9 protein-coding genes are annotated in these 14,578 nt (G+C 73.4%); 5 read left to right on the forward strand and 4 right to left on the reverse strand.

Annotated elements, in window-relative coordinates:
• Window positions 1-18: 18 nt before the first annotated feature.
• Entirely contained in the window at window positions 19-960 is a 942-nt protein-coding gene (locus tag ACN27A_RS23590; RefSeq protein WP_421456863.1) for a threonine ammonia-lyase, read from the forward strand.
• Between the two features lie 49 nt (window positions 961-1,009).
• Here the strand turns inward: ACN27A_RS23590 and ACN27A_RS23595 are convergent, their stop codons facing one another.
• Window positions 1,010-3,106: a S9 family peptidase gene (locus tag ACN27A_RS23595; RefSeq protein ID WP_421456864.1), complete on the reverse strand. Its 2,097-nt coding sequence runs from the start codon at window positions 3,104-3,106 to the stop codon at window positions 1,010-1,012.
• Window positions 3,107-3,196: 90 nt separating this feature from the next.
• Here ACN27A_RS23595 and ACN27A_RS23600 point away from each other — a divergent pair, with 90 nt between their 5' ends.
• Window positions 3,197-4,546, forward strand: a complete 1,350-nt coding sequence (locus ACN27A_RS23600) for an FAD-binding oxidoreductase (protein WP_421456865.1) — start codon at window positions 3,197-3,199, stop codon at window positions 4,544-4,546.
• 64 nt (window positions 4,547-4,610) lie between these two features.
• Here the strand turns inward: ACN27A_RS23600 and ACN27A_RS23605 are convergent, their stop codons facing one another.
• Together ACN27A_RS23605 and ACN27A_RS23610 are read right to left on the reverse strand one after the other, a co-directional pair.
• Window positions 4,611-5,042, reverse strand: coding sequence for a hypothetical protein (locus tag ACN27A_RS23605; protein ID WP_421456866.1), 432 nt, complete (start codon window positions 5,040-5,042; stop codon window positions 4,611-4,613).
• Window positions 5,043-5,202: 160 nt separating this feature from the next.
• Window positions 5,203-7,278 carry a SpoIIE family protein phosphatase gene (locus tag ACN27A_RS23610; protein ID WP_421456867.1) on the reverse strand — a complete coding sequence of 692 codons (2,076 nt, stop codon included), beginning with the start codon at window positions 7,276-7,278 and terminating at the stop codon, window positions 5,203-5,205.
• Between the two features lie 304 nt (window positions 7,279-7,582).
• Between ACN27A_RS23610 and ACN27A_RS23615 the strand changes: the two genes are divergently transcribed.
• Together ACN27A_RS23615 and ACN27A_RS23620 are read left to right on the forward strand one after the other, a co-directional pair.
• Window positions 7,583-11,950: a HAMP domain-containing protein gene (locus ACN27A_RS23615; protein ID WP_421456868.1), complete on the forward strand. Its 4,368-nt coding sequence runs from the start codon at window positions 7,583-7,585 to the stop codon at window positions 11,948-11,950.
• Window positions 11,947-12,501, forward strand: a complete 555-nt coding sequence (locus tag ACN27A_RS23620) for a response regulator (RefSeq protein WP_151455014.1) — start codon at window positions 11,947-11,949, stop codon at window positions 12,499-12,501. The genes ACN27A_RS23615 and ACN27A_RS23620 overlap by 4 nt, the downstream gene beginning before the upstream one ends.
• Before the next feature lie 174 nt (window positions 12,502-12,675).
• Here ACN27A_RS23620 and ACN27A_RS23625 read toward each other — a convergent pair whose 3' ends face one another.
• The gene (locus ACN27A_RS23625) at window positions 12,676-13,011 is read right to left on the reverse strand and encodes an STAS domain-containing protein (protein ID WP_121397135.1); all 336 of its coding nucleotides are present in this window, start codon (window positions 13,009-13,011) and stop codon (window positions 12,676-12,678) included.
• Between the two features lie 223 nt (window positions 13,012-13,234).
• Between ACN27A_RS23625 and hemL the strand changes: the two genes are divergently transcribed.
• Entirely contained in the window at window positions 13,235-14,572 is a 1,338-nt protein-coding gene (hemL, locus tag ACN27A_RS23630) for a glutamate-1-semialdehyde 2,1-aminomutase (protein WP_421456869.1), read from the forward strand.
• Window positions 14,573-14,578: the final 6 nt, after the last annotated feature.

The following is a 14,578-nucleotide window of genomic DNA, read 5'->3' on the forward strand; positions in this document are numbered from 1 at the left end:
ATCGGGCAGGATGGGCCGATGGAGCTGGTCTCGATCGACGACGTCCGAACCGCCGCCGCCGACATCGCGGGCACCGTGTCGCGTACCCCGCTGCTGCGCACCGGGTGGGATCCGGAGCTGTGGCTCAAGCCGGAGAGCCTGCAACCGGTGGGGTCCTTCAAGCTGCGCGGCGCGACCCACGCGGTCGCCCGGCTGACGCCCGAGGAGCGGGCGCGCGGCGTGGTCACCCACTCCTCCGGCAACCACGGCCTGGCCCTGGCGTACGCGGCCCGCGCGGCCGGCGTGCCGTGCCGGATCGTGGTGCCCGAGGGCGCCCCGGCCGCGAAGGTGGACCGGATCCGGGCGCTGGGCGTCGAGGTGCTGCTGGTGCCGCCCCCGCAACGCGGGCCGGCGGCGGAGCGGATCGCCGCGACGACGGGTGCGGTGCTGGTGCCGCCCTTCGACGACCGGCGCGTCATCGCCGGGCAGGGCACGGTCGGGCTGGAGATCGTCGAGGACCTGCCCGACGTCGACGTGGTGCTGGTGCCCGTGGGCGGCGGCGGGCTCTCCTCCGGCGTCGCGACCGCGGTCACCGCCCTGCGCCCGGCGGCGACGGTGATCGGCGTCGAGCCGGAACTCGCCGCCGACGCGCGGGAGTCGCTGGCGGCCGGGTCGGTGGTGGTGTGGGGCGAGGAGCGGACCTACCGGACGATGGCCGACGGGCTGCGCCTGCCGCCGTCCGAGCTGACCCTCGCCCACCTGCGGGCCCGGCTCGACCGCATCGTCACCGTGACCGAGGAGGAGATCCGCGCCGCGATGGGCCGGCTGGTCACCGACGCCCGCCTGGTCGTGGAGCCGAGCGGCGCGGTGGCCGTGGCCGCCCGGCTGTTCCGCGCCGCCGAGCTGCCGCCCGGCCGTACGGTCGCCGTGGTCACCGGCGGCAACGTCGACCCGGCGGTGCTTGCGGGCGTCCTGCGCTGAGCGGGCGCCGGGGAGGGCCCTCGTCGGTGCGGGCCCTCCCCGGCCCCGTTCAGGCGCGGCCGAGGCGGTCGAGGATCCAGGCGTTGACGAACGCCTCCTCGCGCCAGGAGTCGTAACGGCCGCTGGGGCCGCCGTGGCCGGCGCCCATCTCGGTCTTCAGCAGGTAGTCGCCCTGCGGGGCGACCGCCCGCAGCCGGGCGATCCACTTCGCCGGCTCGTGGTAGAGCACGCGGGTGTCGTTGAGGCTGGTCACCGCGAGGATCGCCGGATAGTCCACGGCCCGCACGTTCTCGTACGGCGTGTAGGACTTCATGTACGCGTAGACCTCCGGGTCGGCCAGCGGGTTGCCCCACTCCTCCCACTCGGTGACGGTCAGCGGCAGCGACGGGTCGAGGATCGAGGTGAGCGCGTCCACGAAGGGCACCTGCGCGACGATCCCGGCGAACGCGTCCGGGGCGATGTTGGCGACCGCCCCCATCAGCAGCCCGCCGGCCGAGGCGCCCCGGGCCACGAGCCGGTCGCTGGTCGTCCAGCCCGCCTTGACCAGGTGCCGGGCGCAGGCCACGAAGTCGGTGAACGTGTTCTTCTTGGCCAGCAGCTTGCCCTGGTCGTACCAGCTGCGGCCCAGCTCGCCGCCGCCCCGGGTGTGCGCGACGGCGAAGATGACGCCCCGGTCCAGCAGGGAGAGCCGGGCGACGGAGAACCACGGGTCCATGCTCGCCTCGTACGAGCCGTAGCCGTAGATCACGCAGGGGGCGGAGCCGTCCTTCGGCGTGCCGGCCCGGCAGACCAGCGAGACCGGCACCCGGGTCCCGTCGTCGGCGAGCGCCCAGTCGCGGTGCTGCTCGTAGTCGGCCGGGTCGTACGCCCGCCCGTCCGGCCCGGGCTTCACCGGCTTCTGCCGGCGCAGCACCATCTGCCGGGTGACCAGGTCGTAGTCGTAGACCGAGTCGGGGGTGACCAGCGAGGCGTAGCGGAGCCGGATCTGCCCGGTGCGGTACTCCGGGTTGTCGTGCAGGCCGACGCTGTAGAGCGGCTCCGGGAAGTCGATGTCGAAGGCGTCGCCGCCACCCACGGGCAGCACCCGCAGCCCGGTCAGCCCGTTGGTGCGCAGCGAGACGACCAGGTGGTCGGCGAAGGCGTCGACGGCCTCCAGCCGGGTGCCGGGCGAGTGCTCGATGAGCGGCACCCAGTCGCCGGGCGCGTCCGCCGAGGTGTACGCCAGCGCGAAGTCCTCCGCGCCGTCGTTGTGCAGGATCAGGAAGCGGTGCCCGTGGTGCTCGACGGTGTATTCGACGCCCTGCCGCCGGGGCGCCACGGACGCCGGCGCGCCGGTCGGGTTGCCGGCCGGGATCACCAGCACCTCGCTGGTGATCTTGCTGTGCACGTCGATGAGGACGAACCGCTCCGAGCGGCTCAGCTCCACGCCGACCCAGAACCGCTCGTCGTCCTCCTGGTAGACCACCACGTCCTCGGTGGACGCCGTGCCCAGGGTGTGCCGCCAGACCCGGTCGGGGCGCCACGTCTCGTCCACCGTCACGTAGAACAGCACGGAGGCGTCGGTGGACCAGGCGGTGCCGTAGAACGTGTCGGGCACCTCGTCGGGCAGCAGTTCGCCGGTGGAGAGGTCCTTGACCCGCAGCGTGAACCGCTCGTCGCCGGAGAAGTCCGTGGAGTAGGCCAGCCACCGCCCGTCCGGGCTGACGTCGAACGCGCCGAGCGCGAAGAAGTCGTGCCCCTCGGCGAGCAGGTTGCCGTCGAGCAGCACCTCCTCGCCGTCGAGGGGCGCGCCGTCCGCGCTGACCGGGGGCTCGGTCTCGCCGTCGCGGACCGCCCGGCGGCACTGCACGCCGTACTGCTGGCCCTCGACCGTCCTGGTGTAGTACCAGTAGCCGCCCTTGCGGCCGGGCACCGACAGGTCGGTCTCCTGGGTGCGCCGGCGGATCTCCTCGAACAGGTCGGCGCGCAGCCCTTCGAGGTGCGCCGTCCGGGCCTCGGTGTACGCGTTCTCGGCGGTCAGGTAGGCGATCGTCTCCGGGTCGTCCTTGGCGGTGAGCCAGGCGTACTCGTCGACGACGGTGTCGCCGTGGTGGGTGCGCTCGCTGGGCACCCGCTTCGCCGTGGGCACGGGGGTCTCGGTGGTCACGGCGTCACGTTACCGGCCGCGCACCGTCCGACGCGCGGCCTCGTCGGCGACCCGCCGCCCCGTCTTTCGAACATGTGTACGATGGCCGGCATGGCGGCTGCAGCGAGTTCCACCGACCGGCCCGGAGCCCTCGACATCACGCGGCGGTTGACGGAGATCTGCGGCCCGCCGTTCGCCCGCTTCGCCGGCCCGGCCGACGAGGTGGCCGGCCGCCCGGCCCGCTGGGTGGCCGTCCCGGGCGGTCCGCACGCGGCGGCCGAGGTGCTGCGGCTCGCCGCCCGGCACGACCTGACGGTGGTGCCACGCGGCGCCGGCACGAAGATCGACTGGGGTGCCGCCCCCGACCGGGTCGACATCATGCTCGACACCGGCCGGCTCGCCGGGATCGGGCACGAGCCGGTCGGCGCGCCCACCACCGAGGTCGGGGCGGGCACCCCGCTGCGCGCGGTGCAGGCCACTCTGGACCGCACCGGGCAGCGCCTGGCGCTCGACGCCCCCTCGCCCGGGGCCACCCTCGGCGGCGTGCTCGCCGCCGGCGAGGCGGGACCGCTGCGGCACCGCCACGGCAGCCCCTGCGACCAGCTCGTCCGGGTGCGCTACCTCGACGCCGACGGCGAGCTCGTCGACGCCGGGGGCGGCGCGGCCGGGCTGGAGCTGGCCCGGCTGCTCTGCGGCTCGCAGGGTGCGCTCGGCGTGCTGGTCTCCGCGACCCTGCGGGTGCAGGCCGTCCCGGCCGGCCGGATCTGGGTCAGCCGACCGGTGTGGACCCCGCTGGAGGTGCACGACCTGGTCCGCACCGTGCTCGCCGCGCGCCTCGACCCGGCGGCGGTCGAGCTGGACCTGCCGGCCGGCGCGGGACCCCGGCCGCGCCAGGGCAGCCGGGCCGCCGCGATGGCCGCGCACCCCTCCATGGCGGGGCGCGTCCGCGGCGGCCCGGCCGGCGCCGGTCGGCTGGTGGTGCTGCTGGAGGGCGGCCCGGCGGACGTCGCCGAGCGCGCCGACCGGCTCGTCGCGCTCCTCGGCCCGGGCTCGGCCGCCAGCCACGCCGCGCCCGAGTGGTGGCGGCGCTATCCGTTCGGCCCGGGCGACACGGCGCTGCGTATCGAGGTGCCGATCGCCGACCTGCACGCCGCCGTCTACGCGCTGCGGGACGCCGCCGGCGGCCCCGTCCCGGTGCGCGGCTCCGCCGGTCTCGGCGTGGTGCACGCGGCCCTGCCCGCTGCCATGTCCCCCGACCGGGTCGCGTCGATCCTGGCCGCCGTCCGGGGCGTGCTCCTCGCCCGGCAGGGCCGGTGCGTGGTGGTCTCCGCGCCGGCGGCCGTCCGGCGGGCCGTCGACCTGTGGGGCGAGCTGGCCGGGCTGGCCCGGTTGCGCGCGGCCAAGGAGCACCTAGATCCCCACCGTCGCCTCGCTCCGGGCCGCCTCCCGGGCGGCCTCTGACCGCTCCGGCCAGCTCCCGGCGCGAGCGGGGCGGGAGGGCGGCGCGGCCGGGGTCGCGCGCGGCTCAGTCCATCCACCATCGGTGCAGGTCGGCGCCGACCGGCGTGAAACGGCTCGCGGCCACGACCACCGCGGCCACGGTCAGGGCGAGCAGCACCCGCCACGTGCGGCGGGACATGGCCGACCGGTCCCGGACCAGCAGGACCACGGCGTGGACCGCCAGCAGCGGCCCGGCGACCAGGCCGGCGAGGTAGAGCAGCGACACCGCGCCGTACAGCCAGATGAGGGGGTTCGCTCCGCTCAGGCCGAACGGCACCACGTCCTTCGGGTCGTACGCCCCGCTGCGCATCTCCTCGGGGCCGACCCCGGCGGCGGCCATCCGGCCGACCCAGAGCGCGAGGACGACGACGAAGGCGGCGGTGAGCGCCGACTGGGCGGCGACGGTGCTGCGCAGCAGCGGCGGACGCTCGGCGGATGCATGGACGGTGCTCGACATGCGGTCAACCTAGCGAACTCGTCCGGTGGCGCCGGCCGGTCCGCCTGCTCGCCAGGCCGTGCGCACCGGTGCCCGCCGCCGCGCTCCTCCGGCCCGCTCGCGGCGCGCCGGCCCGTCGCGTCGACGGTGGCACGACCCGTGCCGGCCCGGCCGCCGCTGCTCAGGTCGCGTCGTTGCGGAGCACCAGGATGGCGATGTCGTCGCGGGGCGCCTCGGCCGAGAAGCCGATCGCCGTCGAGCGGAGCCGGGCCGCGATCACGTCGGCCGGGTAGCCGGCCAGCGGGGCGGCGGCGTCGCGCAGCCGGTCGGTGCCGAACAGCTCCCGGCCGCGCCGTCGCTCGGTGACCCCGTCGGTGTAGAAGACCAGCGAGTCCCCCGGGGCGAGCGGCACCTCGGCCGTCGGGGAGGCGATCGAGTCGAGCAGGCCGAGCGCGGTGCCGCCGGTGCCGACGAAGCGCGCCCCGCCGCCGGCGGGCAGCAGCACCGGCCGGTCGTGGCCGGCGAGGTGCAGGGAGACGTCGAGCCGGTCGCCGTCGCCGGGGCCGACCGCCGCCAGGGCCAGCGTGCAGTAGCGCCCGCCGCCCCGCTCGAGCAGCGTCTCGTTGACCCGGGCCAGCGCCTCCGGCAGCGGCTTGCCGTCGCCCACCAGCACCCGGATGACGTCGCGGACCAGGCCGGTGACCGTCGCCGCCTGCACCCCCTTGCCCGAGACGTCGCCGATCACCACCAGCCAGCGGCCGTCCGGCAGGGGCACCACGTCGTAGAAGTCGCCGCCGACGTCGACGTCGCCGCCGGTCGGGACGTACTCGGCGGCGAAGCCGATGCTCTCGACCACGGGCAGCACCGGCGGCAGCAGCGACTGCTGGAGGGTGTGCGCGACGCGCCGGCGCTCGGCGTGGATCCGGGCGTTCTCGATCGCCAGCGCCGCCCGCCGGGCGACGTCCTCCAGCACCGCGACCTCGTCCGGGTCGTGCCGGTGCCGCTGGTGCCGGCCGACGGCCAGGGTGCCCAGCCGCTGGCCCCGCGCGATCAACGGGACGGCGAAGCCCTCCATCGGCGCGCCGAGCGGCATCTGGGTGCCGTTGCGCGACGCCTCGCGCAGCCGGGCCTGGACCGAGTCCGGGCCGGTCTCCGCGAGCACCTGGTGCAACTGGGGCAGCACCGACTCGTCGGCGTGGCTGGCCGCCGCGAGGCGGAGCCGGCCCCACTCGTCGGTCGTGTGGACCGCGCACCACTGCCCGAGCCGGGGCACCACGAGCTGGGGGACGAGCGCCATGGTCAACTCGACGTCCAGCGACTGCGCGAGCAGCTCGCTGGCCTCGGCGAGGAAGGTCAGCCAGGCCTGCCGGCGGACGTCCGCCCGGCGCAGCCGGTCGTTCTCCAGGTGCAGCGAGAGCCGCTCGGCCATCAGCACGGCCAGCGGTCGCGCGTACGCCGACGGTGCCGCGTCCAGCACCAGTTCACCGGTGTACGGCCGGTGCACGGCCAGCGCCACCCGGAGCAGCTCGTTGCCGGTCCGGGGCTGGCGGCCGTACCGGGCCAGCACCTGGGTGCCCTGCCCGTCCCCCCGGTCCAGCCGCACGACCCCGCCCGCCGCGCCGACCATTTCCGCCACCCGGGTGAGCAGGCTGGTCGCGAAGTCGGGCAGCGGATCCTCGGCGTACGGGTCGGGGGTGGTCTGCATCAGCTCGCTCATGGCCCCGGCGCTCGGCGCGGAGCTCTCCGGGGTCGCCGGTGCGCCGCCTCCGGCGGTCGCCGCGCCGGGTACCCGCGCGTGCCGGGTGCCCGTGGCCGGGCCGGGCAGGTCCAGGCGGAACCACACCCCCTTGCCGGTGGGTAGGTAGGTGGTGCCCCAGCGGCTGGCGAAGTGGTCGACCAGCAGCAGCCCCCGGCCGCGCTCGGAGACCTCGTCGATGTCGGTGGCGTCGTTGCGGACCCCGACGGTCAGCTCCTCCACCGGGCCGGCGGCGAAATCGGACACGGTGACGGTGATCCCGACCGGGTCGGCGACCACCTCGACGTCCAGTTCGGTGCGGGCGTGCTCCACCGCGTTGGTGGAGAGTTCGGTGGTGAGCAGCATGGCCTCGTTGGCCAGTTGGTCCAGGTGGGCCTCGGTGAGGACGGACCGCACGAGGGCCCGCGCCGCGGCCGGCGTACGCCGGTCTGCGGGGAGCCGGACGCGCCGGACGTGCTCGTCTCGGCCCCCGGTCGCCGCGGGCCCCGCCTCCGCTGACACCCCCGTATCCTCCACCGCCACCCGCGCGGGTGCCAAGCCGATCCCCGTACGCGCGCCCCCCCGCCCCCGCCCTCCCGCCGCGTCGATCATGCAGTTGTGGTGGGCGATCGACGACGTTCGACCCGATCTGTCAGGCACCACAACTGCATGATCGACGCCGGGGGCGGGGGCCCGGGGGCGGGGGCCCCGGGGTGGGCCGGGGTGGGGTGGGGTGGGCGCGTGGGCGTGGCGCGGACGAGGCCACGGGCACAATGGGGGGATGGCCGGTGTCGGCAGGAGCCGGTGGCCCCGAGTTGAGCGAGGAATGATGACCACGAAACAGTCGGCGACCGTGGACCAGTCCGCGCCCGACCACGAGGCGCTCCTCGGTGAGCTGACCGAGGCGCTGCGGCGGGTGCGCGGGGGCGACCTGAAGGTGCGGCTGCCCCGCCGGGCCGGCCGCGCCGGTGAGGTCGCGGACGCCTTCAACGAGGTCGTGTCGCTCCAGGAGCAGCAGTACCTCGACCTGCGACGGATCAGCCGGATCGTCGGCCGGGACGGCCGGCTCACCGAGCGCCTGGACGACGAGGGGCTGGACGGCTCCTGGGCGGAGGGGCAGCGGGCGGTCAACTCGCTCATCGACGACCTGGGCCGGCCGACCACCGAGATCGCCCGGGTCATCGTCGCGGTAGCCGACGGCGACCTCTCGCAGCACATGGCGCTGGAGATCGACGGCCGGCCGCTGCGCGGCGAGTACCTGCGCATCGGCCGCACGGTCAACACGATGGTCGACCAGCTCTCGTCCTTCTCGAACGAGGTCACCCGCGTCGCCCGGGAGGTGGGCACGGAGGGCAAGCTCGGCGGCCAGGCCGACGTACGCGGCGTCGCCGGCACCTGGAAGGACCTCACCGACTCGGTGAACACCATGGCGTCGAACCTCACCGGCCAGGTGCGGTCGATCTCCCAGGTGGCGACGGCGGTGGCCAAGGGCGACCTGTCGCAGAAGATCACGGTCAGCGCGCGCGGCGAGGTCGCCGAGCTGGCCGACACGATGAACTACCTCACCGACACCCTGCGGCTCTTCGCCGAGCAGGTGACCCGGGTGGCCCGCGAGGTGGGCACCGAGGGCAAGCTCGGCGGGCAGGCCGACGTGCCGAACGTGGCCGGCACGTGGAAGGACCTGACCGACAGCGTCAACTCGATGGCGTCGAACCTGACCGCCCAGGTCCGCAACATCGCCCAGGTCTCCACGGCGGTGGCCCGGGGCGACCTGTCACAGAAGATCACCGTGGCGGCGCAGGGCGAGATCCTGGAGCTGAAGGACACCGTCAACACGATGGTGGACCAGCTGTCGTCGTTCGCCGACGAGGTGACGCGCGTCGCGCGCGAGGTGGGCATCGAAGGCAAGCTGGGCGGCCAGGCCCAGGTGCGCGGCGTCTCCGGCACCTGGCGCGACCTCACCGAGAACGTCAACCAGCTCGCCGGCAACCTGACCAGCCAGGTGCGCAACATCTCCCAGGTCTCCACCGCCGTGGCGAAGGGTGACCTGTCGCAGAAGATCACGGTCGACGCCCAGGGCGAGATCCTGGAGCTGAAGAACACCGTCAACACGATGGTGGACCAGCTGTCGTCGTTCGCCGACGAGGTGACGCGCGTCGCGCGCGAGGTGGGCACGGAGGGCAAGCTGGGCGGTCAGGCCCAGGTCAAGGGCGTCTCGGGTACGTGGCGGGACCTGACCGACAACGTGAACTCGATGGCGTCGAACCTGACGTCGCAGGTGCGCAACATCGCCTCGGTCACCACGGCGGTGGCGAAGGGCGACCTGTCGCAGAAGATCACGGTCGACGCCCGGGGCGAGATCCTGGAGTTGAAGTCGACGGTGAACACGATGGTGGACCAGCTGTCGTCGTTCGCCGACGAGGTCACCCGGGTGGCCCGCGAGGTGGGCACGGAGGGCAAGCTCGGCGGTCAGGCCCAGGTGCGGGGCGTCGCCGGCACCTGGCGCGACCTGACCGACAACGTGAACTCGATGGCCTCGAACCTCACCGCCCAGGTGCGCAACATCGCCCAGGTCTCCACCGCCGTGGCGAAGGGCGACCTGTCGCAGAAGATCACCGTGGACGCCCGGGGCGAGATCCTGGAGTTGAAGTCGACGGTGAACACGATGGTGGACCAGCTGTCGTCGTTCGCCGACGAGGTGACGCGCGTCGCGCGCGAGGTGGGCACGGAGGGCAAGCTGGGCGGTCAGGCCCAGGTCAAGGGCGTCTCGGGTACGTGGCGGGACCTGACCGACAACGTGAACTCGATGGCGTCGAACCTGACGTCGCAGGTGCGCAACATCGCCTCGGTCACCACGGCCGTGGCGAAGGGCGACCTGTCGCAGAAGATCACGGTCGACGCCCAGGGCGAGATCCTGGAGCTGAAGTCGACGGTCAACACGATGGTGGACCAGCTGTCGTCGTTCGCCGACGAGGTCACCCGGGTCGCGCGCGAGGTCGGCAGCGAGGGCAAGCTCGGCGGCCAGGCCCAGGTCAAGGGCGTCTCCGGCACGTGGCGCGACCTCACCGAGAACGTCAACCAGCTCGCCTCGACCCTCACCACCCAGCTGCGCGCCATCGCGCAGGTCTCCACCTCGGTGACCCGGGGCGACCTGACCCAGCGGATCGCGGTCAAGGCGCAGGGCGAGGTCGCCGAGCTGAAGGACAACATCAACCAGATGATCGTCACCCTCCGGGAGACGACCAAGAAGAACGCCGAGCAGGGCTGGCTCGACTCGAACCTGGCCCGGATCGGCGGGCTCCTCCAGGGGCAGCGCGACCTCGGCGAGGTCTGCCGCATGATCATGATGGAGGTGACCCCGCTGGTCGACGCGCAGCTCGGCGCGTTCTTCCTGGCGGACACGTCCGAGGGTGTGATGCGGCTGCGGTTGACCGCCTCCTACGGCTACGTCGCCCGGGGGCACGAGGTCACCTTCGGCCCCGGCGAGGGGCTGGTCGGGCAGGCCGCCCTGTCCCGCCGCACCATCCGGATGGGCGGGGTGCCGGACAGCAAGCTGATGCTCCGCTCCGGGCTGGCCGAGACTCCGCCGGCCGACCTGGTCGTGCTGCCCGTGCTCTTCGAGGGCGAGCTGCTCGGGGTCATCGAGTTCGCCAGCGTGGCGGCCTTCTCCGAGCTGCACCTGTCGTTCCTGGAGCGGCTCGTGCTCACCACCGGCGTCGCCGTCAACACCATCCAGGCCAACCGGCGTACGGAGGAACTGCTCGCGCAGTCGCAGCGGCTCGCCCACGAGATGCAGGAGCAGTCGGCGGAACTCCAGCGCACCAACGCCGAGCTGGAGGACAAGGCGCAGCTGCTCTCGGAGCAGAAGGGCAACATCGAGACGAAGAACCGGGAGATCGAGCTGGCCCGGCTCGGCCTGGAGGAGAAGGCCCAGCAGCTCACGCGGGCGTCGGCGTACAAGTCGGAGTTCCTGGCCAACATGAGCCACGAGCTGCGTACGCCGCTGAACTCGCTGCTGCTGCTTGCCCGGCTGCTGGCCGAGAACTCGGAGCAGAACCTCACGCCGAAGCAGATCGAGTTCGCCCGGACGATCCACGGCGCCGGCTCCGACCTGCTGTCGCTGATCGACGACATCCTGGACCTGTCCAAGATCGAGGCGGGGCGGATGGACGTCGAGCCCACCGCCGTCCGGTTCGACGAGATCCGCGGGTACGTGGAGCAGGCGTTCGCGCCGCAGGCCGAGGAGAAGGGCCTGGACTTCCAGGTACGGATCAGCAAGGACCTGCCGGAGGCGCTGGTCACCGACGCCCAGCGACTCCAGCAGATCCTGCGCAACCTGCTCTCCAACGCGGTCAAGTTCACCGACAACGGGGCGGTGACGCTGCGGATCGCGCCGGCGCCCGACAACGCGGTCTTCGACGTGCCGGCCCTGACCAACGCGCAGCAGGTCATCGCGTTCACCGTGATCGACACCGGCATCGGCATCTCCGACGACAAGCTGTCGCTGATCTTCGAGGCGTTCCAGCAGGCCGACGGCACCACCAGCCGTCGCTACGGCGGTACGGGGCTGGGGTTGTCGATCAGCCGGGACCTGGCCCGGCTGCTGGGCGGCAGCATCGTGGTGGCGTCGGCACCCGGCCAGGGCTCGACGTTCACCCTCTTCGTACCGGACGTGCTCGCCCCGGACGCGGTGGTCGCGCCGCTGCCGCCGTCACCGGCGCGGGCCGGGCTGCCGTCCTCGCTGCTCATGCCCCCACCGGAGCTGCCCGAGCCGGCCTCCACGCCGGCCACCCGGCGGCTGGAGGGCACCACCGTGCTGATCGTCGACGACGACGTCCGGAACGTCTTCGCGCTGACCAGCGCGTTGGAACTGCACGGCCTGACCGTGTTGTACTCGGACAACGGGGCGGACGGCGTCCGCCTGCTGGCCGAGCATCCGGAGGTGGACATCGTCCTGATGGATGCGATGATGCCCGATCAGGACGGATACGAGACGACCCGACAGATCAGGCGCAACCACCGGTTCGCCGACCTGCCGATCGTCTTCCTGACCGCCAAGGCCATGCCCGGCGACCGCGAGTCGGCGCTGGCGGCCGGGGGAAGTGACTACATCACCAAGCCCGTCGACCTGGACGAGTTGATCGAACTCATGTCGTCCTGGATCAGCGGCAGCCGAACCGAGGAGAGTTCGTGACCCAGATGGCAAAGGCGCTGCTGGTGGACGACCGCCGGGAGAACCTGATGGCACTGGAGGCGATTCTCCAGGGCCTGCCGGTCCAGTCCGTCGCCGTGGAGAGCGGCGAGGCGGCCCTGAAGCAGCTGCTGGTCGACGACTTCGCGGTGATCCTGCTGGACGCCCAGATGCCGGACATGGACGGCTTCGAGACGGCCAGTCACATCAAGCGCCGCGAGCGTACGCGGCACGTGCCGATCATCTTCCTCACCGCCGCCGACCGGGACGCCCAGCTCGCGCTGCGCGGTTACGCGGTCGGCGCGGTCGACTACCTGACCAAGCCCTTCGACCCGTGGGTGCTGCGGGCCAAGGTGTCGGTCTTCGTCGAGCTGTGGGTGAAGACCCGGCAGCTCGCCGCCCAGTCGGATCTGGTGCGGGACCGGGACGCGCAGCTGCGGGTGCTGACCGACGCGGTCGACGAGGCCACCGCGATGCTGCGCCTCGACGATCAGGATTCCCGCGACCGCGCGGTGCAGCTCCTGGAACAGGCCCGCTGGGGCAACACCCCCTGACCCGCCCACCCCACCGCCCGGCCTCCCGGCCCGGTCCCCCTGGACTCCCGCCCCCGGTTCCGTCCGGTGATCATGAGGTTAGCCGTGCGGAATAGCCGGATTGTCCGGGCTAACCTCATGATCAACACCAAGATGGGCAGGGCCGGGCGGGGAAGGGCAGGATCGGGCGGGGAGTCAGCCCGTGGTCTGGTCGTTGCGGATCATCAGGGCGCTGCGCAGGCCGGTGATGTCCAGGACGCGGAGCAGGAAGTCGCCGACGTTGGTCAGGATCAGCAGGCTCTGCGCGTGGCTGGCCTTGCGGCTGAGTACGACGAGGGTGCCCAGGCCCTGTGAGTCGCAGAAGGTGACCCCGCCGAGGTCGAGCACGATGCGCGGCGGCGGGTCGGCGAGGACCTCGTTGACGACGGTCGACAGCTGGGCGGCCGTGAGCATGTCGATCTCACCGGCCAGGCGAAGCACAGCTTCGTCGCCCGTCCGGTGTAGCGTGATGGACAGTTCGGCACGATCCACCGGGTCAGCCTAGCGCGATCCGGGCCACCCGGCCTGTCGAGCGGTGGCGACCGAGCCGGCCGGGCGCGGCGACCGCGCTCCCTGGGCGGTCGGAAACGGGGACGCCCGGGCCGCGGACGTGACGCCGCCGGGGCGGCGGTGAGGGCCGACCCGGGTGAGCCTGGTAACCCCGGTACGGGGTGCCTGCCGATTCGCCGCCCGACGCTGACACAATGGCGGCATCGTGACCGATATGTTTCCCGCCGGATCCGGCCGCTACCCGGCCGAAGCACCGGCCTCCGAGGCCCTGTTCGACCGCGCCAAGGCCATCGTGCCCGGCGGGGTGAACTCTCCCGTGCGCGCGTTCCGTGCCGTCGGCGGCACGCCGCGCTTCATGGTCCGGGGGGAGGGGCCCTGGCTCTACGACGCCGACGACCGGCGCTACGTCGACCTGGTCTCCTCCTGGGGCCCGCTGATCCTCGGTCACGCGCACCCGGAGGTCGTGGATGCGATCCGGTCGGCCGCGACCCGGGGCACCAGCTTCGGCACCCCCACCCCGGGTGAGGTCGAGCTGGCCGCCGAGATCGTCGACCGCACGCCGGTCGAGCAGGTCCGGCTGGTCAACTCCGGCACCGAGGCCACCATGTCGGCGATCCGGCTGGCGCGCGGCTTCACCGGCCGCCCCCGGATCATCAAGTTCTCCGGTTGCTACCACGGGCACTCCGACGGCCTGCTGGCCGCCGCCGGCTCGGGGGTGGCCACCCTCGGCCTGCCCGATTCGCCGGGGGTGACCGGGGCGGCGGCGGGCGACACGATCGTGCTGCCGTACAACGACGTCGCCGCCGTGGAGCAGGCGTTCGCCGCCGAGGGTCAGCACATCGCCGCGATCATCACCGAGGCCGCCGCCGGCAACATGGGCGTGGTCGCCCCGCGCGACGGCTTCAACTCCCAGCTCGCCCGGATCGCGCACGCGCACGGGGCGCTGCTCATCGTCGACGAGGTGATGACCGGGTTCCGGGTCTCCCGCGCCGGCTGGCACGGCCTCGACCCCTCCGACGCCGACCTGTGGACGTACGGCAAGGTCATGGGTGGTGGGCTGCCGGCCGCGGCGTTCGGCGGGCGTGCGGAGATCATGGAGCGACTGGCCCCCGCCGGCCCGGTCTACCAGGCCGGCACCCTCTCCGGTAACCCGCTGGCCTGCGCCGCCGGCCTGGCCACCCTGCGGCTGGCCGACGACGCGCTCTACCGCAGGCTCGACGACACGGCCGCCGTCGTGGGCAGGCTCGCCACGGACGCGCTGGCCGCCGCCGGGGTCCCGCACCGGCTGTCGTACGCGGGAAACATGTTCTCGGTCTTCTTCACCGACGCCGACGTGGTCGACTACGACAGCGCCCGCACCCAGCAGGTGCCGGCGTTCAAGGCGTTCTTCCACGCGATGCTCGCGAGCGGCGTCTACCTGCCGCCGAGCGCGTTCGAGGCGTGGTTCGTGTCTGCGGCGCTGGACGACGCCGCTCTGGAGCAGATCGCCGCCGCCCTGCCGGTGGCGGCCAACGCTGCGGCAGCGGCAGGTCACGGGGGGTAGCTTACG

Origin of the sequence: Micromonospora sp. WMMD737 (genome assembly GCF_049179055.1) — a bacterium.
Classification (GTDB): domain Bacteria; phylum Actinomycetota; class Actinomycetes; order Mycobacteriales; family Micromonosporaceae; genus Micromonospora; species Micromonospora reichwaldensis.